Source organism: Natronorubrum halalkaliphilum, from assembly GCF_009834785.1.
GTDB lineage: Archaea > Halobacteriota > Halobacteria > Halobacteriales > Natrialbaceae > Natronorubrum > Natronorubrum halalkaliphilum.
The window spans coordinates 1-23,067 of sequence record NZ_WUYX01000014.1 but is presented as its reverse complement, the minus strand read 5'-3'; the positions used below and the strand labels follow the sequence as shown (position 1 = coordinate 23,067).

Annotated in this window: 22 protein-coding genes and 1 pseudogene; 6 read left to right on the top strand and 17 right to left on the bottom strand. The window is 59.6% G+C overall.

Going from position 1 to position 23,067, the window contains the following annotated elements; all coding sequences use genetic code 11:
• Positions 1-262 precede the first annotated feature (262 nt).
• Positions 263-1,204 (top strand): Cdc6/Cdc18 family protein, encoded by a 942-nt coding sequence (locus GS429_RS03325; protein WP_201293950.1) that lies wholly within the window; start codon positions 263-265, stop codon positions 1,202-1,204.
• Between the two features lie 385 nt (positions 1,205-1,589).
• Here GS429_RS03325 and glnA read toward each other — a convergent pair whose 3' ends face one another.
• Positions 1,590-2,945 carry a type I glutamate--ammonia ligase gene (gene glnA / locus GS429_RS03320; protein WP_160062694.1) on the bottom strand — a complete coding sequence of 452 codons (1,356 nt, stop codon included), beginning with the start codon at positions 2,943-2,945 and terminating at the stop codon, positions 1,590-1,592.
• A gap of 263 nt (positions 2,946-3,208) precedes the next feature.
• Positions 3,209-3,547, bottom strand: a complete 339-nt coding sequence (locus GS429_RS03315) for a DUF8106 domain-containing protein (RefSeq protein ID WP_160062692.1) — start codon at positions 3,545-3,547, stop codon at positions 3,209-3,211.
• A gap of 296 nt (positions 3,548-3,843) precedes the next feature.
• Here GS429_RS03315 and GS429_RS03310 point away from each other — a divergent pair, with 296 nt between their 5' ends.
• The gene (locus GS429_RS03310) at positions 3,844-4,194 is read left to right on the top strand and encodes a thioredoxin family protein (RefSeq protein WP_160062690.1); all 351 of its coding nucleotides are present in this window, start codon (positions 3,844-3,846) and stop codon (positions 4,192-4,194) included.
• A gap of 11 nt (positions 4,195-4,205) precedes the next feature.
• Here GS429_RS03310 and GS429_RS03305 read toward each other — a convergent pair whose 3' ends face one another.
• Positions 4,206-4,565 (bottom strand): hypothetical protein, encoded by a 360-nt coding sequence (locus GS429_RS03305; protein WP_235920724.1) that lies wholly within the window; start codon positions 4,563-4,565, stop codon positions 4,206-4,208.
• A 104-nt stretch (positions 4,566-4,669) separates the two neighbouring features.
• Positions 4,670-5,113, bottom strand: a complete 444-nt coding sequence (locus tag GS429_RS03300) for a hypothetical protein (RefSeq protein WP_160062688.1) — start codon at positions 5,111-5,113, stop codon at positions 4,670-4,672.
• Between the two features lie 442 nt (positions 5,114-5,555).
• Here GS429_RS03300 and GS429_RS03295 point away from each other — a divergent pair, with 442 nt between their 5' ends.
• Positions 5,556-5,762 (top strand): hypothetical protein, encoded by a 207-nt coding sequence (locus GS429_RS03295; protein ID WP_160062686.1) that lies wholly within the window; start codon positions 5,556-5,558, stop codon positions 5,760-5,762.
• Here GS429_RS03295 and GS429_RS03290 read toward each other — a convergent pair.
• From GS429_RS03290 to GS429_RS03270, 5 genes are read right to left on the bottom strand one after another with little or no spacing between them, the layout of a single operon-like run.
• Entirely contained in the window at positions 5,747-6,814 is a 1,068-nt protein-coding gene (locus GS429_RS03290; RefSeq protein WP_160062684.1) for a glycosyltransferase family 2 protein, read from the bottom strand. The genes GS429_RS03295 and GS429_RS03290 overlap by 16 nt on opposite strands.
• Positions 6,807-8,414: a nucleotide sugar dehydrogenase gene (locus tag GS429_RS03285; RefSeq protein ID WP_160062682.1), complete on the bottom strand. Its 1,608-nt coding sequence runs from the start codon at positions 8,412-8,414 to the stop codon at positions 6,807-6,809. Before GS429_RS03285 ends, GS429_RS03290 begins: the two co-directional genes overlap by 8 nt.
• Positions 8,411-9,400 (bottom strand): Gfo/Idh/MocA family protein, encoded by a 990-nt coding sequence (locus GS429_RS03280; RefSeq protein ID WP_160062680.1) that lies wholly within the window; start codon positions 9,398-9,400, stop codon positions 8,411-8,413. The genes GS429_RS03285 and GS429_RS03280 overlap by 4 nt, the downstream gene beginning before the upstream one ends.
• A complete protein-coding gene (locus GS429_RS03275) occupies positions 9,397-10,632 on the bottom strand; it encodes a DegT/DnrJ/EryC1/StrS family aminotransferase (RefSeq protein WP_160062678.1) in 1,236 nt (411 codons plus the stop codon). The genes GS429_RS03280 and GS429_RS03275 overlap by 4 nt, the downstream gene beginning before the upstream one ends.
• Entirely contained in the window at positions 10,629-11,207 is a 579-nt protein-coding gene (locus GS429_RS03270; protein WP_328821217.1) for an acyltransferase, read from the bottom strand. Before GS429_RS03270 ends, GS429_RS03275 begins: the two co-directional genes overlap by 4 nt.
• 426 nt (positions 11,208-11,633) lie before the next feature.
• On the opposite strand from GS429_RS03270, the gene GS429_RS03265 reads away from it, so the two are divergent.
• On the top strand, positions 11,634-12,170 hold the full coding sequence (locus tag GS429_RS03265) for a DUF7344 domain-containing protein (RefSeq protein ID WP_160062676.1): 537 nt from the start codon (positions 11,634-11,636) through the stop codon (positions 12,168-12,170).
• Positions 12,171-12,636: 466 nt separating this feature from the next.
• Here the strand turns inward: GS429_RS03265 and GS429_RS03260 are convergent, their stop codons facing one another.
• The 3 genes from GS429_RS03260 to GS429_RS03250 form a co-directional block, all read right to left on the bottom strand.
• Positions 12,637-13,623: a DUF1616 domain-containing protein gene (locus tag GS429_RS03260; RefSeq protein ID WP_160062674.1), complete on the bottom strand. Its 987-nt coding sequence runs from the start codon at positions 13,621-13,623 to the stop codon at positions 12,637-12,639.
• A gap of 369 nt (positions 13,624-13,992) precedes the next feature.
• A complete protein-coding gene (locus GS429_RS03255) occupies positions 13,993-14,268 on the bottom strand; it encodes a PadR family transcriptional regulator (RefSeq protein ID WP_160062672.1) in 276 nt (91 codons plus the stop codon).
• Positions 14,269-14,530: 262 nt separating this feature from the next.
• Positions 14,531-14,863: a winged helix-turn-helix domain-containing protein gene (locus GS429_RS03250; RefSeq protein ID WP_160062698.1), complete on the bottom strand. Its 333-nt coding sequence runs from the start codon at positions 14,861-14,863 to the stop codon at positions 14,531-14,533.
• 608 nt (positions 14,864-15,471) lie between these two features.
• Between GS429_RS03250 and GS429_RS21710 the strand changes: the two genes are divergently transcribed.
• The gene (locus GS429_RS21710; RefSeq protein WP_425438175.1) at positions 15,472-15,633 is read left to right on the top strand and encodes a DUF7563 family protein; all 162 of its coding nucleotides are present in this window, start codon (positions 15,472-15,474) and stop codon (positions 15,631-15,633) included.
• 564 nt (positions 15,634-16,197) lie between these two features.
• Positions 16,198-16,701, top strand: a complete 504-nt coding sequence (locus tag GS429_RS03245) for a DUF7344 domain-containing protein (protein ID WP_160062670.1) — start codon at positions 16,198-16,200, stop codon at positions 16,699-16,701.
• Between the two features lie 259 nt (positions 16,702-16,960).
• Here the strand turns inward: GS429_RS03245 and GS429_RS03240 are convergent, their stop codons facing one another.
• The 5 genes and pseudogenes from GS429_RS03240 to GS429_RS03220 all read right to left on the bottom strand — a co-directional run bounded on the left by GS429_RS03240 (position 16,961) and on the right by GS429_RS03220 (position 22,875).
• Complete coding sequence (locus tag GS429_RS03240; protein ID WP_160062668.1) at positions 16,961-18,871, bottom strand: DUF7282 domain-containing protein; 1,911 nt, start codon at positions 18,869-18,871, stop codon at positions 16,961-16,963.
• A 350-nt stretch (positions 18,872-19,221) separates the two neighbouring features.
• On the bottom strand, positions 19,222-19,734 hold the full coding sequence (locus GS429_RS03235; RefSeq protein WP_160062666.1) for a helix-turn-helix transcriptional regulator: 513 nt from the start codon (positions 19,732-19,734) through the stop codon (positions 19,222-19,224).
• A gap of 1,152 nt (positions 19,735-20,886) precedes the next feature.
• Positions 20,887-21,240: a hypothetical protein gene (locus GS429_RS03230; RefSeq protein WP_160062664.1), complete on the bottom strand. Its 354-nt coding sequence runs from the start codon at positions 21,238-21,240 to the stop codon at positions 20,887-20,889.
• 166 nt (positions 21,241-21,406) lie between these two features.
• Positions 21,407-22,725 (bottom strand): annotated as a pseudogene (locus GS429_RS03225) (RNA-guided endonuclease InsQ/TnpB family protein).
• Positions 22,726-22,728: 3 nt separating this feature from the next.
• Positions 22,729-22,875, bottom strand: a complete 147-nt coding sequence (locus GS429_RS03220) for a DUF2080 family transposase-associated protein (RefSeq protein WP_160062660.1) — start codon at positions 22,873-22,875, stop codon at positions 22,729-22,731.
• Between the last annotated feature and the right edge of the window lie 192 nt (positions 22,876-23,067).

Genomic DNA, 23,067 nt, shown 5'->3' with positions numbered 1-23,067 from the left:
GGATTTCACTGTCCGCTTGTTGCTGATTGCTGGACACAACTCAACAAGCGGACTTCTCAACTAACGGCTTTGTGAAGTACTGAAACTCTGTGAACTTCGGAAACATGCTGATCAAGAATCTGACCATCTCAACCTCACTACCTGTTATGTCTCTTGTGAATCACACGATCTTTCTACGTCCTACAAAGCAGCGTCTCGTATTTATCAGGAACTCACCGAAAATAGCCGACCAACGGGGTATGCAACTGATGTTGTGATGGATATGATGTTCGAAGCAATGAATGAAATCGGCGGGACGATCATCATTGTTCTCGATGAAATTGACACACTCGGTGACGATGATCGGATTCTTTATAGCCTCTCTCGTGCTCGAGCACAAGATTATGTTGAAGACCACGTTTACCCCAGTATAATCGGTATTAGTAACGATCTCCAGTGGCGGGATAATCTCAGTCCGAAAGACAAAAGTTCACTTTACGATGATTCCGTCCTCTTCTCGCCGTATGATGCAACACAGCTTCAACAGATACTCCGTCGTCGAGCAGCCAAAGCATTCTGCGACACTGAACTTATCCCAATTGACGAGGTGGCTAACCATCCGAATCAGAAGGACGATCCTATTGAGACCAACAGGTCAGATCAAGAGTACCTCTCCCGAAGTAATGTTCTAGCTGATGATGTGATCCCGCTTATCGCTGCGCTTTCGGCGCAAGATACGGGAGACGCTCGTCAGGCGATTAAATACCTTCGAAAGGCTGGTGAACTGGCGGATAAAGACGATGAAGAGCAGGTTAGTTCGGCTCATGCTCGCGAAGCGCAGGCGCTTGTGGAGCGAGAAACTATCGTCGAGGCAATGCGTGAGATGACGACGCAGGCTCATCTCGCACTTGCAGCCCTCACTGCACTGGAACTCTCTGGCGATGCTCCTGTCCGAGCCACGCCGATCTATGGTGTGTACAAGAGTATTGCCTCGACGATTGATGCCGATAAACTTGGTCAGCGACGGTTCAAAGATCACCTCCGTGAACTCGATATGCAAGGTATTGCAGACGGCGAAAAAGTGACTGCGGGCTCGATAGGTGGTCCAGCATGGGAGTATCAGTTACAAGTCGATACTGAGATCGCCGTTGAGGTTCTCAAAGATACGGCTCGATTCGCCGACATTGATTTCCAGAGAATCAGTAGTGAACGACCGGACCCGTAGGATCGTTGGTGGATCGTTCATACGGTAGACCAGTCGAAAATCACGGTTTTAGTCGTTTAGGAGGTCAAGAAATCTAACATACTGAGTGATGCCTCCTCATTTCAGAAAATCTATGAAATCTGAATAGAAGCTGCCACTTCTACCACTGACCCCCACCACCATTTCATGAATTTGGTCCGGTAGCACAGTATATTGAGTCCTTTCTACTTTGACTCACCTAAAGTTCGGTTGTCAACTCTCGTGCAAAGTGGGGAGCTCCTGCCCCCTCGTCCCACGTTGCTGCCGATATCTCTCCAACTCTCTTCGTTCCGATCCCCGCAGCTAGCAGCTCATACTACGCTGCTCAGCAAAACAAGCGGAGGTCTGTCGAGTTGTTGTCGACCCCTTAGAACGTCTCGAGGTACCGATCGAGTTCCCAGTCGGAGACGTCGACGAGATACTCCTCGAACTCCTGTTCTTTGGCTTCGACGAACTTCGGCCCGATGTGCTCGCCGAGTGCGCTGTAGACGACTTCGTCGTCCTCGAGGGCGTCGACGGCTTCGCCAAGGTTCGACGGGAGCGTGTCGATGCCGTACTCCTCGCGCTTGGCTTCGTCGAACTCGTAGATGTTCTCACGAACCGGCTCGGGACAGTCGAGATCACGCTCGATGCCGTCGAGACCGGCGTGGATCATGACGGCGAACGCGAGGTACGGGTTACACGACGGGTCGGGCGAGCGCAGTTCGATACGCGAGGCGGCCGGGACGCGAGCGGCCGGCTTGCGGACGAGCGCCGAGCGGTTGCGGTCGGACCATGCCACGTAGACGGGTGCTTCGTAGCCCGGCACCAGGCGCTTGTAGCTGTTGACCGTCGGGTTCGCGACGGCCGTGATCGCCGGCGCGTGCTCGAGGATCCCGGCGAGGTACGAGTGCGCTTCGTCGCTGAGGTTGAACTCGTCGTCCGCGTCGTGGAAGGCGTTCTCGCCGCTTTCGGTCATCAGCGACATGTGGGTGTGCATCCCCGAGCCGTTGATCTTTGGAATCGGCTTGGGCATGAACGTCGCGTGCAGGTCGTGTTCGGCGGCAATCGCACGGACGACCGTCCGGAACGTCGCGACGTTGTCGGCCGTCGCGAGCGCGTCGTCGTACTCGAAGTTGATCTCGTACTGGCCGCGAGCGACCTCGTGGTGGCTGGCTTCGATCTCGAAGCCCATGTCCTCGAGGCCGAAGATGATGTCGCGGCGAACGTCGCTCGCGAGGTCTTTCGGTGCGAGGTCGAAGTAGCCGCCGTGGTCGGCGGTGTCGGTCGTCGCCCGACCGTCCTCGTCTTCCTGGAACATGAAGAACTCCGGTTCGGGCGCGAAGTTGACCTCGTAGCCCATGTCGTTGGCTCGCTCGAGGGCGTTTTTGAGCACGTAGCGCGGATCGCCTTCGAACGGTTCGCCCGTGGAGGTGTCGTAGACGTCACAGATCATTCGGGCGGAACCGCCGTCCTCGCTCTGTTTCCAGGGGAGCACGGCGAACGTGTCTGGATCCGGAACCAGACGCATGTCCGATTCCTGAATGCGGACGAAGCCCTCGATCGAGGAGCCGTCGAAGTAGATGCCGTCGGTGAACGCCTTCTCGGCCTGACGGGCCGGCACTGAGACGTTTTTCACCGTCCCCAGAATGTCGGTAAACTGCAACCGGAGGAAGTCGATATCTTTCTCGTCGATTTCGTCCAGTACGTCTTCTTCCGCGGTCGTTAGATTTCCGCTTGTCATCTTCTCTCGGCTAATACATTGAATTCTACTATTAAAGCTCTACTGTTGTGGGCGAATATCTCTACAGGTGGAGATAGCTGGACAAACGTCTATTAGATAAGGGTGTATGGTGTGCTGTGAACAACAACATCTGAAAAATAGCACTGAAAACTGGTTGATCGTATGGTCCATCGGCTGATCAGATCGGGTTTGGAGACGTTTAGCCGTGTTCGATGAGCCAAATGTCGATAATCGAGCTGGCTCTGACGGTGAGCGTACCGCTATTATTGTCCGTATCCGGCCGAGTGGGAGATAGTCAGCGCTGCGATGCTCGAGAGTCCGATCCCGACGCTCGTTCGCCAGACCTGTATCGTGGTGCGAATCGCTCGCCGCCAGGTGACCGAGGGCCGTGCCGTCGCTCGCTCACGCCTGGGTTCGTCGGGGAGCGGACGTTTTGTGATCGTCGTCTCACAGACGGGACAGACGACTTCGACGTACCGATCCCGCGTTCGATACTCCCACTCGCCGTCGACGGGGCTCTCGTGGTCACAGTCGAAGCAGAACAGCGTCGATTTTCGACGCGCGGGCGTACGCTCATCGGAGGAAGGTGCGGGCCGAGTCATCGTCTGTTTGTGCGTCGTCAGATTATAAAGCCACCCGCTATCTTTGTATTCTCTCCACCGGAGTATACGAACTATTACGAGCGAAACAGCGCGGTCTCTCCCGTCGAGAATTGGGTCGATCGTCGGGGTATCTCCATCATCTCTCGGCCGCCGATCGATCGGTTTGCGGCCCGGTTTATCGGAACGATTCAGACGAATTTCGGTGAGTGGAGCGGCGCGAATTCCGTTCAACGAACCGAATCGTGACCTCCGGTCCTGGACGGTATCGGTTTCAGTTTGCAGCGGCTACGAACGGTATGGACGGGACGCCAAAACCGACCCGACTCGCGGACGGCGACGACCTTGACGCCTTCCTCGAGCGTCACGACGTCGCACTCGTGGAGTTCTATACCAGCGGCTGCTCCAAGTGTCAGGCGATGGAGCCGGTGTTGGGGAATGTCGCTCGGGCGACGGGAATCTCCGTCGGGTTGGTAAATCCCGGCGACGATATCCCGCTCGTCGATCGGTTCGATATCGACTCGGTACCGACGCTGTTACTGTTCGAGGACGGCGACGAACGTGTCCGCGTCGCCGACGGGTTCGTCGGCGGTGACGAGCTCGTCGCCGTCCTCGAAACACACGTTCCGAACGCCGTCGATCGCGACTGATCTCGGCTCGGCTACTCGTCGGGCTCGAGTTCGCTCGGATCGACGTCGCCCTCCAGAAACTGTTCGCCCAGGTCGGTAATATCGTACATCCCCATCGCGAGCTTTTCCAGCAGGCCATACTTGGTGAGTTCCCGACACCGGTAGGCCGCATCCGGTGCGCGACAGACGTCTTCCTCGGCGATGTGGTCGGGCGTAAAGATGTCGTCTGACCGCATCAGTTCGAGAATGTCGTCGTCTACGGGTGTCATCCACTCGGCGGGGACGTCCCAGTTGTCGTCGGCACCGTTATCGGTACCGGTACCGGCCTCGGCATCAGAATCGGTGTCCCTTCCCTCGCCGCTGTCGCCGTCGTTCGGTATCCCTTCGTCCATGGTGTATCCTCTCGTCTGCCTACGGTAACTTCGTGCGGTCGAAGGCCGTCACTCCACAAGATTCTGTTGGTCGCTATCCCGCCCGCTGCCACCGTATCGGCCCGCTATGACCGTGAGCGCTCGGGCGCAGCGTAGTCGACGTGAACGTTCGGCGCCGTGGCCGGCGACAGGCCCGTAATTTCGCGGTCGACGAACGTGACGTCGGTGAGGTCGCCGGCGAACCGGAACCGAACCGTTCCGGTTTCGACCGTTCCTTCGACGGCCGATCCCGACACCGTCGTCGTGTCTTCGGTGCAATTCTCTTCGAGCAGTTCGATCTCGCCGTCGACGGTGAGTTCGAAACTCGAGGGACTGCCGTGACCGATGATCGTTAGCGTGTTCGGGAGGCCGTCACCGGCGTCTTCCCGATTGGTTCTCGTCGCTGCGACCGTCGCGGTCGGCGTCTCCGTAGCAGCCGGTGAACGGCCTCGAGCGCCTCTCTCTGCTGTAGCCTGTCGTTCAGCCTCGTCCGTTACGTCGGCATCGACCGTCGCATTCGTTCGTTCCATACTGTGGATGGAGCCGAGTATACCAGCATAAGCCTTCTCACTGATATAATGGTAGGACATAGTGAAATATATTCTCTTGATGGCTTGTCCGCAACATTTTGCTCGAGTACGACCGATGAATATCGTCGTACTGAACGTTACTGTACAGCCGTTCGCAGGGGTCCGTTTCGATCGGTGTGCGAATCGGTTCGTACGGTCTCCTGTCTGTCAGTATCGGTACAATCATAGCCGCCTACACCTGAACTCGGTGCAGCGGACCGCGTAGCAGTGGCTACTATGACCTGCACCGATACGGCTCGTCACCATTCTGTACGAGAGATCATCCAAACAGCCGCGTAAGCGTTTGATACGGGACACAAACTGTCTCTCGCATATCGCACTACATGACCGATCACGAAACACTTATCATTGAATCACAACAAAAGGCAGGTAGCTGCATTCTATGAGCCTCTCTCGCCTCCTCTCTGGCCTGTTTGCTGACGCAGAGTCAGGGACCGAATCGGCAGCGACGACACAGGGCTGTGGCGAGAACGAAGGATCGGCGACGGTCGTCTACGAGTGCCGAAACTGCGGAACGAACGTTTCGGCCGACACGAGCCGCTGCCCGGCCTGTGACGGGGACGACATCGTGCGTTACTCGATCGACTGAGGCTGCTCGAGTTCTCGGTCGCCGTCGGATTCGACGCCGCTGTACTCGTATTTGGTCACTTCGAGATCCTCGTTCTCGTCGGCGTCGAGCCAGATCGCGATTCCGAGTGCGACCGTTCCGACCACGAGGGCCACGAACGACGCGATCGCCCCGGTGAATCCGTCCTTCCCGCGAAGGGTACGGACGACCGAGGCGCCGAGTCCAGCACTGCCGCCGATGAGGCCGGCGGTGCCGGCCCCGTAGAAGACGACGTTCGGGTGAAACTCCGCGACCACGTACCGAGTTTTCAGCCGCCAGAGGAAACTGCGGAGCAACAGGAGCGAGACGAACCGGACGAACGGTACGTACCGGATGCTGCTCTCCTCGTCGCCGTAGACGGCCGACATCGAAACGTCCGCGACGCGGCGCTCGTTGACGTTGAGGTGGGTCAGGAGATGGTTGAGAAAGCCATACTTGTCGGTGATCGACTCGAGGTCGAGGGTTTCGATCGTCTCCCGCGAGATGGCGGTGTAGCCGTTCTGTGGGTCGCCGACCGTCCAGTACCCCGAGGCGAACTTCGAGAGGCCGGTGAGCATCGCGTTCCCGACGAATCGGAACGCCGACATTCCGTTCCGGTCTTCGGGGCGGAGGAGTCGGTTCCCCTTCGCGTAGTCGGCTTCGCCTTCGACGACCGGGTCGATGATTCGATGGAGGATATCGGGGTCCATCTGGCCGTCACCGTTCATGACGGCGACGACGTCCATCTCGTCGTCGGCGGCGTGTTTGTATCCCGTCTTGACCGCTGCGCCGTAGCCGCGATTTTCTTCGTGTTGGATCGGAACGACCCGTCGTCCGTCGCCGCCGTCGGTGACGGCGAGTTCGGGCTCGCGTTCGACGGTTTCGTTGATCCGGGACGCGACTTGCTGGATCGCCTCCCAGCTGTTGTCCGGTGATGCGTCGTCGACGGCGTAGATTCGGTCGACGAAATCGGGCACCGTTTCGATCACACTTCCGATGAACGCTTCCTCGTTGTAGGCCGTGACGACGACGCCGATCTGCTTTCCCTTATACATAGTTTCCTCCGCTGCTGTCGCCGCCGCTTTTCTTCCGCTCAGTCTCGGACTCGGTCGGTCGGTCACTCGTCTCGTTTCCGCCATCGGGGGCCAGTGACCGCTCTTCGGCTGTGGCCGTGTCCGTTCCGTCGTCTCCGCCGTCTCCGTCGTCCCCCGCCGGCGACCGACCATCTGCCGAGCCGCCGAGTGTGTACTCTCGGTGTGACGTCTCCGAAAGATCGACCGCGTCTCGACCGTCGACGACGACCATCGGCTCGAGGTCGGCCCACGGAATCGCGTCGAACGACTCGTGGGGCGTGACGAGCACGGCGGCGTCAAACGATTCACCGGCAAGGTCGTCGATCTCGACCGCTCGAGCGCCGTAGGCCGCCGGATCGACGAGCGGGTCGACGCCGGCAACGTCGGCACCGGCGTCGTTCAGTTCCTCGATGATATCGATCGCGGGGGAGGCACGCGTTTCCTCGACGCCGGGTCGGTAGGTGACGCCGAGGACGACGACCGAGGTGTCGGCGAGGTCGGTGGTACCGGCGCTGGCGCTGGTGGTATCAACGCCGGAACCGTCCGTGCTGTCGGCCGCCGACAACTCCCGCTCGAGGCGGTCGATGACGACCGACGGCATCTCGTCGTTGACCCGGCGGGCGGTCCGCGTGAGGTCCATCGGCTCCTCGTTCTGCGAGAGCAGGAAGTGCGGGTAGTAGGGGATACAGTGGCCCCCGACGCCCGGTCCGGGATCGTGCAACTGGCACATCGGCAGGTCGTTCGCCGTGTCGATTGCCTCGCGGACCGAAATGCCGAGTTCGTCCGCGAGCCGGCCCAGTTCGTTGGCCAGTCCGATGTTGACGTCGCGGTAGACGCCCTCGAACACCTTGACCGACTCCGCGGTCGTCGCGTCCGAGACCGGATGCACCTCGTTGTCCGAAAGCTCGTCGTACACGACGGACGCGGCTCGCGTGCTCTCGTCGTCGATGCCGCCGACGACCTTCGGATACTGGCCGCGGATGTCCCGCAGCGCGGTCCCCGAGGACGTTCGCTCCGGGCAGAACGCGAGCCCGAAGGCGTCGGCCGCGAGGCCGCTTTCCTGTGCCAGGTGCGGCTGGAGAACGTCCCGACAGGTCCCCGGCGGGAGCGTCGACTCGGCGATGACCAGATCGCCCGGCGCGAGTCCGGCCGCGATATCGTCGATCACCGACTCGACGGTCGCCAGATTCGGCTCGCCGTCGTCGTCCAGCAGCGTCGGCACGATGACGACGTGGATCCGCGCGTTCGCGGCCGCTTCGGGTCCGTCGGTCGTCGCCTCGAGTCGGCCGGCGTCGACCTGTTCGGCGACGAGATCGTCGAGTCCCGGCTCGCCGACGACGTGGCTCTCGCCGCCGTTGATCGTCTCGACCACGTCGGGATCGATGTCGACGCCGGTGACGTTCCCGGTCGTCTCTGCGTAGACGCCCGCGAGCGGGAGCCCCATCTTGCCGAGGCCGTAGACGGCGACCGGAAGCTCGCCGGCCGTCAGCAGTTCGCGCTGGCGGTCCGGAGAGGCGCTCGAGTCGTAGAGACCGTCGGTCGCCTCACAATCAGCCGGGTCGCGGCTCGTCTCGGCGGTCATCGGGCTTCCACCTCCCGTTTTTGCTTTTCGTCGCCGACGAGCGAGTCGACCAGTTGGACCGTCTCGAGGGCCTCGATGCCGTCTTCGGCGGTGACGACCGGCTCCGAGTCGGTTCGGACGGCTTCGACGAACGCCTCGAGTTCGTGCCGAAGCGGTTCGCCGTTGTCGACTCGCGGCCGCTCGACGACGCTCTCGTGGCGGTATCGTCGCTTGCCGTCGTCCGTGAGGTACTCCGGATACGAATCCCGGTGGATCAGGACGGACTGCTCCAGGTAATCCACCTCGACGAGGCACTCGCGAGCGGTGACGGTGAGTTTCCGGACTTTCTTCTGGGTCACACGACTCGCCGTGAGCGAGGCGACGATGTCGTCGTACTGCATCGTCGCGGTAGCGTACTGTCCGCCGTCGGCTCCCATCGCGGTCACGGTGTCCGGCTGGTCGCCCAGTATCGAGCCGACGACGTCGATATCGTGGACCATCAGATCGAAGATGACGTTCCCCAGCGCCTCCCTGTCGGTCGGCGGCCCGAGACGCTCGGCTTCAAGGCTGATGACGTCCAGGTCCTCGATCAGGTCGGAGACGGTCTGGACGGCCGGGTTGAACCGTTCGATGTGGCCGACCTGCAAGACGACTCCGTTGTCTCGAGCCAGTTCGGCCAGGGCTCGTCCCTGTTCGATCGTTTCGGCGATCGGCTTCTCGACGAGGACGTGGACGCCTGCGTTCAGACAGTCCGAGACCACGTCGTAGTGTACCGGCGTCGGAACGGCGACGGTAACGACGTCACAGCGATCGCGGACGGTCTCGGGGGAGACGGCGTCGGTCTCGTAGGCGTCTGCAACCCGCTGTGCGACGTCCTCGTCGTGGTCGGTAACGCAAGTCAGTTCGACCCCGGGGAGTTCGCTATACACGCGCGCGTGGTTTTCACCCATCGTCCCGACGCCGATGACGCCGGCTCGAATCGGTCGTGAAGAGAGTGTTCGGTTCATTGAGAGTGGAAATGATCGCGGACTGCTTCGACGACGGTGCGTCGGTCGCGCTCTGAGAGGGCCGGATGAACGGGAAGAGAGAGAACGGTCTCGGCGGCCCGTTCTGCGTTCGGTAGCGTCGCCGCCGCCGTACTCACCGTTTCGTACGCCGGCTGGTGGTGGATCGGCGTCTCGTAGTAGATGCCGGTATCGACGCCGTGTTCGTCGAGCGTTGCCGCGAGTGCGTCTCGGTCGTCGGTCCGAATCGTGTACTGATGGTACACGTGCCGGTAGCCGTCCGGTTCGGTCGGCGTCTCGAGGGGGAGATCGGCCAACTGCTCGTCGTAGTAGGCTGCGTTTTCCCGACGGGCCCGGTTGAACTCGGGAAGCCGTTCGAGCTGTGATCGCCCGATAGCCCCGGCCATACTCGTCATTCGGTAGTTGTGACCGAGGTCGATGTGTTCGTAGCTGCCGCCGGACCCGACGTCCCGGCCGTGATTGACGAAGCCGGCGGCCCGATCGGCGACGTCGTCGCGATCGGTGGTGACGATCCCGCCCTCGCCGGTGGTCATGTTCTTGGTCGGATAGAACGAGAAGCAGCCGGCGTCGCCGAAGCTCCCGACTCGCTTGCCGTCGATCGTCGCCCCGTGGGCCTGACAGGCGTCTTCGACGACGAACAGATCGTGTTCCTCGGCGAGTTCACTCAACCAGTCCATATCGGCCGCCAGCCCGTAGAGATGGACCGGCATCAGACCGACGATGTCGTCTCGCTCCGCGAGCACTCGCTCGACGTCGGCCGGATCGAGCGTGTACGTCTCGAGATCGACGTCGGCGAAGACCGGTTTGCCGCCGGCGAGCCTGATCGCGTTCGCGCTCGCGACGAACGAGAACGGGGACGTGATGACCGCGTCCCCGTCTTCGAGTCCGACACCCTCGAGGGCGGCGTGCAACGCGGTCGTCCCGTTCGACGTCGCGACGGCCCGGTCGGTCCCGCAGTAGGCGCCGAATTCCGACTCGAAGTCCCTGACTTCCGGCCCGTCGGCGAGCATCCCGCTCTCGAGGACGGATTGGACCTGCTCGGCGGCGTCCGCGCCGATATCGGGTGCTGCGATCGAGACCGTTCCGTCGGTCGATTCGTCGTCGATCGACTCGCCGTCGGTCGGCTCGGCGCTCGACGGGTCTGGTTCCGCGACGCCGCCGTCGGTTTCGGCGGTGTCGATGCGCCGCTCGGAGTCGGTGTTCTGGTCAGTCATGCGAGGTTATTCGCTCCCTCGAGGGGGTCAGGTAACGTCTGAACCGTCGCCGGGGTTCCGACGGCGAGGGTGTTGGCGGGGATGTCCTCGGTGACGACTGCGCCGGCCGCGACGAAGGCGTTCTCGCCGACGGTAACGCCCGGCAACAGGGTCGCGTTCGCACCGATCGATGCCCCTTCTTCGATCGTCGGTCCCTCGAGCCCGTTGTCCGTTCTGATCGGGTACTCGTCGTTGGTCAACACCGCGCCCGGGCCGATGAAGACGTTACTCCCGATGGTCGTCTCGGTCGGGACGTAGACGTTCGTTTGCAGGCTGACGTGTGAGCCGATCGTCGTTTGGCCGTCGATAACCGTCTTGGTCCCGACGAGGACGTCGTCGCCGATCGTCGTCCCTTCCCTGACCAGGACGTCGTGGCCCGTGGTGAACTCGTCGCCGATCGTCACGTCACCGTAGACGATCGAACCGGCCCTGATGGTCGCGCCGTCGCCGACTCGCGTCGGTTCGTCGAACTCGCCGTGGCCGACCGTCGCGTCGTCGTCGACCGTGCAGTCGTCGCCAGCGATGAACTGACTCACCGTGACACACCTCCTCGGCCGTCACTCGAGTCCGTGACGTGCTTTCGAAATCGTGAGTGTTGTTGTGGTTGATGCATCGTTGATCCTCGATACCCGCGTGGGCAATCATCCTGATACAGCCGGTAACACGGCTTTGTTATCCCCGGCCTGACGGGTCTGTAGTCACGAACTACACCACCGACGGGAGGGTGGGTAAGGGCCTGCCCGTGAACCGTTCTCTTACCCCCGTGTTCGGCAGCTCATACCGGTTTTCGCGCCAGAAATATTGGGTTCAAAGTCAGTCACGAACGGTAACTGGTATAATTCCCTTTCGGAAGGGTAGCCGAGTGATAGTAAAGTGTCACAGTCTGTCATCCAGTGATGTGAGGTATCCGAACACACCCGTGACACGGGAACGGGAGCCAATTCGGGAACGCGAGGACGCTTATGTCTAAACACGAACTGACTCAAGCCGAACTGTTCGACGTCTTTAGCAACGCTCGAAGACGACTGGCGGTGCAGTATCTCAAGCGGAAGGGTGGCACCTGTGATCTCGCCCCACTTGTCGAACAGGTCGCCGCCTGGGAGAACGACACCGCTCCGGACGACGTGACGCGCACACAGCGTCGGCGGGTCTACATCTCGCTGTACCAGACCCATCTCCCGATGCTCGAAGACCACGGGATCGTCGACTGGGATCCCGACGATCACGCCATCGAACTCCTCCCCAGCGAGGAGATTTTCGATCCGTACCTCGATCATCGACTCGATGGACAACGTCCGTGGCATCGTCTCTACGCGACGGTGACGTCACTCGGCGTGGTCGCACTCGCTCTCTCGTGGCTCTCGGTCGGTCCCCTGACGGTGACCGCCGCACCGGCCATCGCACTGACTCTCTGTTTGCTCGTCCTCGCTGTCGCGGTCGCACAGCACGTCTCGCGCCGGCCCGAATTCGACCTGCCACTCGGCCTCGCGAGTCGATAATAGCCGCTCTGACGCCTTTGACCGCCGGTAGTTTCTGCTGTCGGTCCGTCTCCCGTCCGGCGCGTAAGCCGTCACCGGCGGCGCGTCGCGGTATCGCCCTCGCTCCTCGATCAGGGACAGTTGTCGCTCGACCGACAGCGGCAGCTGGTTCAGCCTCCTATAGCATACAAAATTTGAACCTACAGTACAGGGATTCCTGGACCCACAGCGCACAGAACTGATCCCGCTGACCGCCTCGCTCGAGACAGGTCGTCCGGAGCCAACGGGACAGATCCGCCGTCGGCGCGCGCGATGAACGGGTTCGAAGGAGCCACAAGAAACGCCCACGGAACTGTTTCCAGGCTGTTGAGGCCTATCGTGTGCGGAGTCGCCGAACACGACCGACCATCGGTGGCCGCTACTCGCGAATCGCCAGCAGACCGTCTCGTCGCGACGGAACGACGTTAGAAGAGAGCCGCGTCGACGACTACTCCTCGATCGTCACCCAGAAGTAGGTGTCTTCCGCGGCGTTTTCGTTCGTCGGTTCGGCCGGCGGATCGCCCTCGAACAGCAGGACGCTGATCCGTACGGTCTCTCCGTCGCCTGCAGTCGGCGTGATACTCAGGTCACCGGTTCCTGTCGTGCCGTCGGAGAGCGTCGTCTGGAGGTCGTCTAGCTGGGTTCGCTCGACGACCGCACCGTCCTCGAGTTGCTGTTCCTGGACGATAACGGTGTAGTCCATCTCCTCCTCTTCCTGGTTCTCGATCGAGACGGTGACCGGGACCGATTCGCCCGGCTCGATCTCGTCTTCGATTTCGCCGGCAACCAGGTCACCGTTATCGTCTTCACCGTACAGTGCGAGTTCGGTGAACCCGCCCGTCGACATCGGCACGAGAAATCCGAGGAGAAGCGCGCCGGCTGCCAGCCCGATCGCGAGCACGAGGAGTATCGACGAAACCGTTGCGACGGCGCTTTCATCCCGTCGAAGTCCGGTAAGCGACGCGATCGGTGAGACGGTAAACCGTTCCGGGTTCGGCGTTCGCAGCCGACGGATAACGCCGAGTTGCGCCAGCACGACGGTAACGACGCCGAGTGCCGCCGCGATCGAGACGGTTGACAGTCCCCACGCTGTAAACGGGAGCGCGATTACGATCATGGGGATGATCATCACCGAGAGCACGAGCGACAGCCCGACTCGTTCGACGACGTCGATCCCGCGAGGGTGTCGTTCGATCGCCGTCGACGTCGTTTCCCGCGCTCTTCGTTCGCTCGCCGGAAACAGCACGGCGACGAGCGCGTACCCTGGCAGAAACAACGCCAGCGGGAACGTCACGAACAGCCGTAGTACGCTTCCCTCCTGGAAGGACGTGATGATCCCGTACGCCAGTATCGCGCCGATCGAGACGGCCGCGAGATCGACCGGGTACTGCCGGACAGCCCCGAACCGCGTCAGGGTATTTGTTCCGTGACTCATCGCTCGGACACCAGGCGTTGCTGGCCAGTATTCCACCTGACTGGAGGCGACACGAATGTCATTCTCAAATCGTTAACTCAATACATTCTCCATTGCTTTGTTATGCCCGAGTTACCGGCGGTTCGCCGACTGTAGTACGCGTTTCTGACCCACCTTCAGGTGTCGGAAACGTCACTTCCGCCCCGACGGTATGATTCCGGGGTCGGTTACTGGCGGTACGCAAAAAACGGCCAACCTGCCGTGACGAATAGCGGTCGAGTGGCGACAACGATAGTCGCCACTGCACGTCACCGCATCGCTGATCGCCAGCCGAGTCGGTACTCAGTATTGTGACTTGTTTCAGCTGTTACGACAGCCAACGCAAGGATGTTACAAGTTCACGTACTGCTCTTCCCACTCGCGGCGCTCGTCGATCCGTTCTCGACCAGCCTCCGTTATCGCGTAGTAATTCGTTCGTCTATCGAGTTGCCCTTTCTCAACCAGTTCCTTGTTGACGAGCGTATCGAGATTTGGGTAGAGTCGTCCGTGATTGATTTCCGAACTATAATACTTCTCGACTTCGTCCTTAACGGTCTGTCCTGACGGTTGATCAGCGCCTGCGATCACGTACAGAAGGTCCCGCTGGAAGCCGGTCAGATCGTGCATTGCTCAATCACAGTGACCATTCCACTGAGTAGATATTTGTTATCCGTATCATACACCAGTGTTAGTACTCCTTTCACAATATGTTCCAGAAACTAACGTGGACGTTCACCTGATATTCATTCTTCACGCACTCTTCACACGGCGATGGCAGGCGGCCAATTCGGGGATCAGCTACCTCTTCGCTTCCAGCTATCAGCTACCGGCTACCCTACCGGGACCGGGACAACGCCCCATCACGATCCGTGAGAGCGCGCCGTATCGATTATTCCTCGAGCGTCGATACCGAGACGTTGATCCCCTCCGCACCGATTCGGACCTGGAGCGTATCGATGGTCGCCTCGTAGGCGGTCGTGTGTGAACCGTCGTCATCGAATCGGACGCACTCCGAGAGCAGATCGCTCTCGAGGAGGTTGTTGATTCGACGGTAGACGGTCGCCGATGAGCTATCCGTTCGTTTCGTCAGTTCCTTTGCCGTCTTCGGCCCTTCGCTCGTGGCGACGAGGATCGTTCGCGCACACTCGTCGCCGAGGACGTCGAGCTGGGCAGACGGGTCGGGGGTCGATTCCGATCGCGTATTACTCGCTTGCATTGACATGGTCATGGATTCCCGTTTGGGACGGGTCGCTTTCGTTCGCTCTCGTGAGAGAGGGCTCGACACAGATCGAGCGGTAGTACGTTCCACCCCTCCGTTGGGCACTACCGTTACATTCCAGCAAGACAATCGGTAAGCGATAGTGGTATTTTATAACGATGTACCTTATCTCACGAAATAAGATCGTTCTCCGACGAAACTCTTGATTTCGATCGGGAAATGACGGCTTTCGACGGCCCCCTATCCGATAAATACGTTGTTTGCCGCCCAAATGCAGTCCAATACATCTAAATTCATCGTCGTGAATCCGGTAGTGGTTTGCTGGTGTCCGCTCTCTCAGCGCTTCTACTGCCCGTAACTGGCCGGAAACTGCGTATTTCGCGCTTCTCACACCCGCCGCTCTGGTGAACAGTCAACGTCCTTTATTCACATCTACCCCCCTCGATAGAGTGATGCCCGGACGGATGCGGCATCTGTGCTGTCGAACTCGCGGCTGAGCGTTCTGTCGTGACAGCCGACAGCCGTCACACCGACCCCACCGGTCGGTCCGTCACCCGTCCGAGTACCACCCCCTACCAACCATGAAATCCACACAACAGGACTGGAGGCCGATGGAATCGTCGAGTGCGGGCGCACGCTGTCGAAACTGCGGGACACACGTCACTCAGCAGTTCGCCCGCGTCTTCGGTGATAACGGCGACGTCGTCCACGGCTGTCCGGGCTGTACGACCTACCGTGAAATGCAGTCCGGCGGTCACCTGCCGGGCGAGTGACTGAAACTGTTTCGTCGGCTTCGGCTCACCCGGCTGTTTTTCGAGTATGAAACGTCTCGAGACGAATCGCTTGCCGTCTCGGTGAGCGGTCCTCCCCGAGATTCGTCACCGCCCCGCGGCCGGTCCACCTGGTCTTCCGTTTCCGAACGACACGATTGAGCACCGATCACCACGATCGTCCCTCCGGATCCGCCTCGAGTAGTCGTCCGTTCTCTCGTCGACTGCGTGCCGACTCCGACTCCCGAAATCGGGATCGTCTCCGTCTCCGGCGGCGACGGCGACGGCGATGGCCGCGGTAGAACGGCCGACTTCACGTGTCGGCAGTATCAGCATCGTCGGCAGTATCAGCACCGACTATCGGAACCGGTCAGTCACTCGTTCTTCGGGTTGTGATCCCGCCTGCTGTACTCGAACCCTACTCCGTTTTTCATAGCGCCGGCACTGATGGTTCCCGGTCAGACGGGTCTTAGTCTGCAAAAGTTAAAGTTCGTGGTCTGCGAACAGGGGTTGTGCATGGTAGTAGGTGGTGGACTCCCCGTCGATAACGCGCTCTCTTCCTGATCGATGTCTGTCCAAACCAATCGTTCCGAGTCGCTCGAGGAAAGTGAAGTGTTTCACATCCTCGGTAATGACAGACGGCGAGCGATCGTTCAGTTGCTCGCCGCCGAATCCGGACAGGTCGACGTTTCCGATATCGCGTCGGAAATCGCCGCTGACGAGTCCGATACCACACCGGTCCCGAACAATCTCTACAAAAGCGTCTACGTCTCGCTGCAACAGACACATCTTCCGCAACTGCAAGAAGATGCCGTCATCGAGTACGACTCCGATGCGAAGACGATTCAGCCCGGTCCGAACTACGACGACGTTTTGCAGTATATCGACGGCCACGGTAGCGGTCGGTCGGTCGTCTTACAACTCCATCTGGCTCTCTGCGTCCTCGGCCTCGCAGTGATCGCGCTCGCCGGCCTCGGTATCCCGGTGCTCTCGAGTATTGATCCGGTGCTCTCAAGCGTACTGGTGTTTCTGGCTGTCGCCGCGAGTAGCCTCTACCGGCTGTTGAGTTAACGGCCGTCCCGTAGCTCGGTCGGGTCGGCAGGTCGTCTCGCCCCCTCGAGGTGCGACCCGTTGGTTACAGCTCTAGTCGCAACTGAACCGAGAGATACACTGACCGCACAGTTATCGTGCGAGTGGGTGTACACCAACCTCCATCTGTCTCGAGCACGGCTCCGCGAGCTGGATGGATCCCGTTGAATTGCCGCTGTGGCCACTCATTCCGTCGAAATCGGAGAAAAAGACGCCCTGTCCGTTGGATCGGTTCTCGTCGTTAGTGGGCGCCAGCGACGCCGATTAGCGTCTCAGCGTCGTCGTCGCCGTCAGCATCGTCATCCGTGTCGTCGTCAACTGGATCTTCCGCTGCTTCCGTTATTTCGAGTGTGGCAACCTCTCCGGAGAACTCGGTGAGGACCATGTGGATGTACTCGCCGGGTTCGAGATCGTCCGTTTCGACCTCGAACTCGACGTCAGTCGTCTCATCGCTCTCGAGCGTTACCTCCTGGGAGTCGATCAGATCACCGTCGAGACGGAACTGGACCGTCTCGGTGAGCTGCTCCTCGTGCGGGTTCGTGATAGTCGCCGACACGGTGATCGTTTCACCGGCCTCGACGGACTCGGGTGCCTCGAGGTTGTCGACGGTGAACGCATCAGCTGGCTCTTCCTCTTCGATCTGATCGGGCACTTCTTCTTCGACTTCTTCAGGCTCTTCCTCCTCGACTTCTTCAGGTTCTTCTTCTTCGACTTCTTCAGGCTCTTCCTCTACGGGATCCTCTTCAACTGGCTCTTCAGGTTCTGCAGGCTCTTCAGGCTCCTCCATCGGTTCCTCGAAGAGTCCGTCGATGTCCTCGATGTACACGTAGGCGGTTACCTCTTCGATGACGATCTCGTGTGCATCATCGTGGGCCGCATCGTGTTCGTCATCGTCTGCTTCCGCATCGTCGGGCGCTTCTTCAGCGCCTTCCATTTCGTCCATATCATCGTGATCGTGGTGATCACCGACGATCGGGATGATCGTCACCTGATTGACGGTGACATCGAACTGAAGGTCATCGAACTCGAGGGCCCCCATCTCGTGGCCGTCGTTAACATCGTTCTCGTCGTCCGGGGCGTCATCACCGTTGTGGTCGTCGACCTCGGTGTCGTCGACACCGTTCTCGTCGTCTAGGGCGTCGTCATCGGCTTCGGCATCGTCGACTTCGTCATCGTCGTTGGCATCGACACCGTTTGCGTGGACGTCGTTCTCGTCCTCATCGGTTGGCATCTCGCCGATAAACACGTAGATGGTTGCCTGTTCGATGACAACGTCGAAGGTCCTGTCTTCAACTGCTGCAGGCTCTTCTTCTTCGACGTCCTCAGGTTCCTCCTCGACTGGTTCCTCAACTGGCTCCTCTTCGACTTCTTCAGGTTCTTCCTCAGCTGGGTCTTCTTCAGGTTCCTCTTCTTCGACCTCTTCAGGTTGTTCCTCAGCTGGGTCTTCCTCTTCGACCTCTTCAGGCTCTTCCTCAGGCTCCTCTTCAATCGGATCCCCAACTGGATCGGCTTCGGCATCGTCGGGCTCTTCCTCAACAGGTTCCTCTTCGGCATCTTCGAGGGTAACCACGGCTTCGTCAGTCACAGGTTCGTCTTCAGCCGTCAGGTATGGGCCGTCTTCCTCACCCTCGGTTTCGACGAAGTCGTACTCCTGGTTATCGTTCGTATCGCGATGTGGCATCGCGATCAGCGTCTCATCCTCCTCGAGCGGCTCGTCGAGGCTCACGGTAACGTTCTCGTGAGTCCCCTCTTCGAGATACTCGGAAGTACCGATGACGCTCTCGAAGACCTCACCCACGAGCAGGCTGCTGTCGTGGATCGTCACGAACCCACCACTTGCCATCGTCACCTCATCGACGACGACCGTCTCGCCCTCGGTCGTCTGATCGTTGAAGGTCACGTAGGCGTCTTGCTCGGCAGCATCGGCATCATCGGGTGGATCGTCCTCCGTGTCCTCGTCTTCAGCCGCTGTTGTATCGTCCGGTTCGTCGTCCGCCGTTTCGTTCGTCGCGTCGTCAGTCGCATCGTACTCGTCGTCGTTGTCGTGCTCGTCGACGGTCGCGGCCGGTGCTGCACCGACGACCATCGCCCCGCTCGAGCACACCATCATCAACGCCGTGAGTACTACGAGTAGCTGATTGCGTGCATTCATGTCTAGTGCCGTGGATGGCACTGGGTACTCGAGCGTGTCGCGGATAAACCAGTATAACCATTTCGTCACGAAATCGAAGAATACGGTTCCTAACAGCTGTAGCAGTGGCTCGTTCGAAACGGGAAAACAACGATTGTAGACAGGTCTCTGTCAGGGTCCCAACTGAAACTATTCGCACGCCGGTTGTGCTGTCTGGGTTCTCACTCACTCTGTTCGTTCCGAACCGCGCTCGTTCCAAATCGTTCCCGTCCTGCGATTCGATCCAAACTGCCGTTCAGTGGTGTCGGTAGAATCCAGACTGATCGATGAACAGCAAAACATCGATTCACCGAACGGCATTCGAGATCACTCTATGACCCGGTTTTCGGTTGTTCGGGCGATTGCGAGGCCGTCGGTTCGTGGCCCGGCAGACAGACCAGGTTCTCTCGACCGAGACGGAGTTTCGTGACTCGCCCTTCCTCCTCGAGTTCGGCGAGTAACCGGCTTACTTTTGCTTTCGACCAGTCGACGGAGTCGACGATATTCGACTGCTTCATTCGACCGCCGTTTTCGCGGACGAGCTGTTGTACTTTCTCTCGGTCGGTGAGGAACTCCTCGTGGTGTGGCTCCGAATCGGCCACGAGCGAGTTTCGACCGGCGAGTCGGTTACGAACGACGAGGACCCCACTGAGGAGTGCAAGCGCCAGGATACCGGCCATGGCTGCGAGGTGGGGACTCCAGTTCAACTGGAGTGGCTGGCTCCGGATGGCTGTGGTACTGGATATGAATGCGGCAATGGGTATGGATGTGTCCAGAAGGGCGGCCACAGCGCTGCTCGTATTCGGGAACTCGACCACCGTGGGCGGAAGATCGTGGATGCTCATGTGGATTTTGGTGGGCGTTGTTCACTCACGGTTCTCCGTCTGTTTCGTCGTGATCGCTCTTCAAAATATTTTTTATCGTCCATTTATTGGAATTATCCTGTATCTCGTCGTTGCTGGTACTCCGGTCGTATGTGACAGCATTCCGTCGACGCAGTGGTGTGACGTTCAACTGGCCACTACAGCGCCGAAACGGGCGTTTCGTTGCCACTACGAACAGTTCCTGGGACAGAGTGGGTGCATCGTTTCTGGGTGTGGTTACGGTCACTGTAATCGTGATTGCCGCCGTCGCCGTCACAGCTCCCGTCGCAGCCGTGGACGTGGACGACGATGGCGATATCAGCAGTGCTTCGTCGATTCGTTGGCCGAGAGGTCGAATAAACGCAGTTGGACGTTCGGAACGACTAGCTCGGATTCGATCCGATTCAGTCGGTAATCAATCACTCTCGTGATTGTCTCGGGAGTTGAGACAGTTCACGGGACACTACGTTCGTGGTTCCCCGGACAATGATCGCGATGTGCGTCGTACGCTACCGAATCGCCGTCTCGATGCGTATGTGAGATTGACGACGGATATCGATACGAGCCAGCGGGCCTCCGGAGACGGAAAGCGGCCGCTTTGGAATCGAGCGAAATATTCCGTTTCGCGGATACGAACGATCGGGTTTTGCCGGCGGCCGGGCGTGATCGGGACTCCGAGAACCGACAGGACCTCGAGACCCGTCTCCGTGCCGTCCCCTCGTGAACCGTCGCGGCACAGGCCGAACGAAAACCGTCTCGAACTCCGGCAGCCGTGTCGGCTGTTCTGCGGGCGAACTGTCCCCGCTCGAGGGGTTCGGACTGGCCGTCGACGGCTGGCTGTCGCCTCCCGACTGCTGGAGGACCGAGTCGGTCCCGCCTCGAGGCAGACACTCGGGTGCGATGAGATACAGCAGTGACGCGTGATCGACGACCCCGGAACGTCGAACGATACCTCGAGGGGCCCTGATTTCGGTCGTGGGGCCGATACGAATCGATCTCGATGTCGCTTCTCGGCTTGCTCTCTTGTGCCGCTGTGGTGGTGTGATAGGCACTGCACTCCCGATATCGACGTTGCGATCACGAAGTCCCCGCCGCGTTCGATGGGGTGTGACGGGGTTTCGATCGAAAACTGTCTTAGACACCCGGGACGCCGACGGCGTCGAATCCGGTGACACCGACGATGGCGAGAACGTAGAGCACAACCAGAACCGACAGCCAGGCGACGATGGTAATCGCCGCGGCATCGACCCATCCGCCCGGATACCGTGAATTGATCACGGCGAGATAGGCGATGAAGACGAGTAGCGGGCCGAGCAGCGGGATCCAGCCGAAGAAGAAGCCGACGATCCCCCAGACGATTGCGCCGATCAGTGCTGTGACGACCGCGTACGTGTAGTCTTCGGCGTCGACGATGACTCGTGCACCGGCGTAGATGCCGATAGCGCCGATTAACAGGCTGACTGCGAAGACGACGAGGCTGTCTATCATGTGGTTTCGCGAGGACGCGGATACCGTTAGTTATCTTTCACCTACACTCATGAAATCGGCGTTCTATCCGCTCTCGATAGCGATTCTGCTAGAACTGCAACAACTTGACCTCCTCCACGGCCTGAAGGCCGTGGAATCCCACCATGGGATTTCCGCGTCACTGCTGTTACGCGTTCAAGGTTTCAAGACGCATACGCCCACACGTCACCCACTCCCTCCCCGCAGAGCCTAACCACCGGATGCTAGAGTTCGTGTCAATGTGAGTGTCTTGTGGCGCGGTCAACCACGCCCCATCGCCAGTCATGTCACTGCCACCTCCTTCTCATTGGATGAAAACTCCGAATCTGTTTGGACGTGGCTCTCACAACTGGCGTAGTACCGATTGATTAAGTTGAGTGCGGCGTTTAAATCCGCCTGATACTCGCCAACCCAACACTCCGCATTCGAACACTTGAACACCGCCTGCTGCAGACGATACCCATGCTCGCCACACGCGTGACACTCTTTCGACGTGTACGCGGGGTCCACGATTTCCACAGGAATACCGTGTTCCTTCGCCTTGTACGTGATTTGCGCGTGGAGTTTCGCGAACGCCCAGCCGTGCAACCGCCGGTTCATGAATTGACCGTAATCCATGTTCTCACGGATGTGCGTCAAATCCTCTATGACAAGTATGGGATTGTCAACCTGCTGGGCGTACTCGACGATTCCCCTCGACACAGTGTGGAGGATGTCGTCGATTCGCGCCCACAACTCGTCGCCGTACTCTTCAGCGAGGCGTTCGCTCTCGCGTTCTTGTAAGCGTTTGACGGCGCTAAAGTAGGTTTCGCGGAGTCGTCGAACTTCTCTGCCTTCACTGCTCCAGAGTGTTGGGTTGGCCGGGGAGCCGCACTCAGCCCGGTGACACACCGTGGCTAACGCAACTTCCCCGATATCCACTCCAATCGGCGTCTGCTCCTCAACAGACACCGAACTGGCCTGCTCAACGCTCATCGTCGCACTCACATGGAAATACCACTCGCCGTCACGCTCGATAAGTTGACACTCCCCCATCTCGGCGTCCCCATGGTACAAGGCTTCGAGCCACTCTCGTTGATTCGATTTTGGTTGCGCGGGGAGCCACAAGTGGTAATCCTCGTAGTGCGGGATTTTCACATACCACTCAATGGCATTCTGTGGTTTGTGGTCGAGTGTTGGTCCCTCGTTCGTGAATCGAACGGGGTGGTTTCCTTCACGGAGTTCTTCCGCTCCGTACGTGTCGTCGTCGAGGAGGTTGGGGACGTACTGTTTCAGCGCGTTCTTCGCATAGCCAGATAAATCGTAGTCGACGACGACGTCGTTGGCTTGGGATTGCGTGTCGCAGTCTTGGATGAACGCGCCGTGGAGTGCGCGTTGGTATTCGTCACGAGTCTCACGGAGTTTGCGCTCCTTGTGCGTGTTGGGGTTGACGAGTTTGAGCGTGAGGGTCTCCGTGAGCGGGCCCATGTGTTAGTCTTCGTTGGGTTGACTGGTGCGGACGATTTTGACGTCTGCGCCCCGCCAGTCTTTGGGGACGAGGACGTGGGCACCGTTGCCAGTAGGTTTGACCTCGCCCGTGATGACTTCGTGGCCGTTGATTTCGAAGCGGTCCTCCATACCTGTGTTTACACTTTGTATCAACTTAAACGCTTCGATTGGGAAATCAGGGTGTCTGGTACACGGCGGTTGGTTTAGTATGCCTACCGCTCGACCCGCGCCTAAAGACCTGTCTCTTACCCACAAATCCTATCGCCGTAGTTCGTGGAGACAGAGACCAAGATGCAGAGCGGTTCACAAAGTCGGTGGACA

What these genes read in the sequence shown, in the direction of transcription:
- GS429_RS03295 (WP_160062686.1), top strand. Translation starts at nt 5,556, where the DNA reads ATGAGCCTCTCTCGCCTCCTCTCTGGCCTGTTTGCTGACGCAGAGTCA.
- GS429_RS03300 (WP_160062688.1), bottom strand. Translation starts at nt 5,113, where the DNA reads ATGGAACGAACGAATGCGACGGTCGATGCCGACGTAACGGACGAGGCT.
- GS429_RS03275 (WP_160062678.1), bottom strand. Translation starts at nt 10,632, where the DNA reads ATGACTGACCAGAACACCGACTCCGAGCGGCGCATCGACACCGCCGAA.
- GS429_RS03325 (WP_201293950.1), top strand. Translation starts at nt 263, where the DNA reads ATGATGTTCGAAGCAATGAATGAAATCGGCGGGACGATCATCATTGTT.
- GS429_RS03230 (WP_160062664.1), bottom strand. Translation starts at nt 21,240, where the DNA reads ATGATAGACAGCCTCGTCGTCTTCGCAGTCAGCCTGTTAATCGGCGCT.
- GS429_RS03305 (WP_235920724.1), bottom strand. Translation starts at nt 4,565, where the DNA reads ATGGACGAAGGGATACCGAACGACGGCGACAGCGGCGAGGGAAGGGAC.
- GS429_RS03310 (WP_160062690.1), top strand. Translation starts at nt 3,844, where the DNA reads ATGGACGGGACGCCAAAACCGACCCGACTCGCGGACGGCGACGACCTT.
- GS429_RS03280 (WP_160062680.1), bottom strand. Translation starts at nt 9,400, where the DNA reads ATGAACCGAACACTCTCTTCACGACCGATTCGAGCCGGCGTCATCGGC.
- GS429_RS03290 (WP_160062684.1), bottom strand. Translation starts at nt 6,814, where the DNA reads ATGTATAAGGGAAAGCAGATCGGCGTCGTCGTCACGGCCTACAACGAG.
- GS429_RS03235 (WP_160062666.1), bottom strand. Translation starts at nt 19,734, where the DNA reads ATGAGCATCCACGATCTTCCGCCCACGGTGGTCGAGTTCCCGAATACG.
- GS429_RS03250 (WP_160062698.1), bottom strand. Translation starts at nt 14,863, where the DNA reads ATGTCAATGCAAGCGAGTAATACGCGATCGGAATCGACCCCCGACCCG.
- GS429_RS21710 (WP_425438175.1), top strand. Translation starts at nt 15,472, where the DNA reads ATGGAATCGTCGAGTGCGGGCGCACGCTGTCGAAACTGCGGGACACAC.
- glnA (WP_160062694.1), bottom strand. Translation starts at nt 2,945, where the DNA reads ATGACAAGCGGAAATCTAACGACCGCGGAAGAAGACGTACTGGACGAA.
- GS429_RS03220 (WP_160062660.1), bottom strand. Translation starts at nt 22,875, where the DNA reads ATGGAGGACCGCTTCGAAATCAACGGCCACGAAGTCATCACGGGCGAG.
- GS429_RS03260 (WP_160062674.1), bottom strand. Translation starts at nt 13,623, where the DNA reads ATGAGTCACGGAACAAATACCCTGACGCGGTTCGGGGCTGTCCGGCAG.
- GS429_RS03255 (WP_160062672.1), bottom strand. Translation starts at nt 14,268, where the DNA reads ATGCACGATCTGACCGGCTTCCAGCGGGACCTTCTGTACGTGATCGCA.
- GS429_RS03285 (WP_160062682.1), bottom strand. Translation starts at nt 8,414, where the DNA reads ATGACCGCCGAGACGAGCCGCGACCCGGCTGATTGTGAGGCGACCGAC.
- GS429_RS03245 (WP_160062670.1), top strand. Translation starts at nt 16,198, where the DNA reads ATGTCTGTCCAAACCAATCGTTCCGAGTCGCTCGAGGAAAGTGAAGTG.
- GS429_RS03240 (WP_160062668.1), bottom strand. Translation starts at nt 18,871, where the DNA reads ATGAATGCACGCAATCAGCTACTCGTAGTACTCACGGCGTTGATGATG.
- GS429_RS03265 (WP_160062676.1), top strand. Translation starts at nt 11,634, where the DNA reads ATGTCTAAACACGAACTGACTCAAGCCGAACTGTTCGACGTCTTTAGC.
- GS429_RS03315 (WP_160062692.1), bottom strand. Translation starts at nt 3,547, where the DNA reads ATGACTCGGCCCGCACCTTCCTCCGATGAGCGTACGCCCGCGCGTCGA.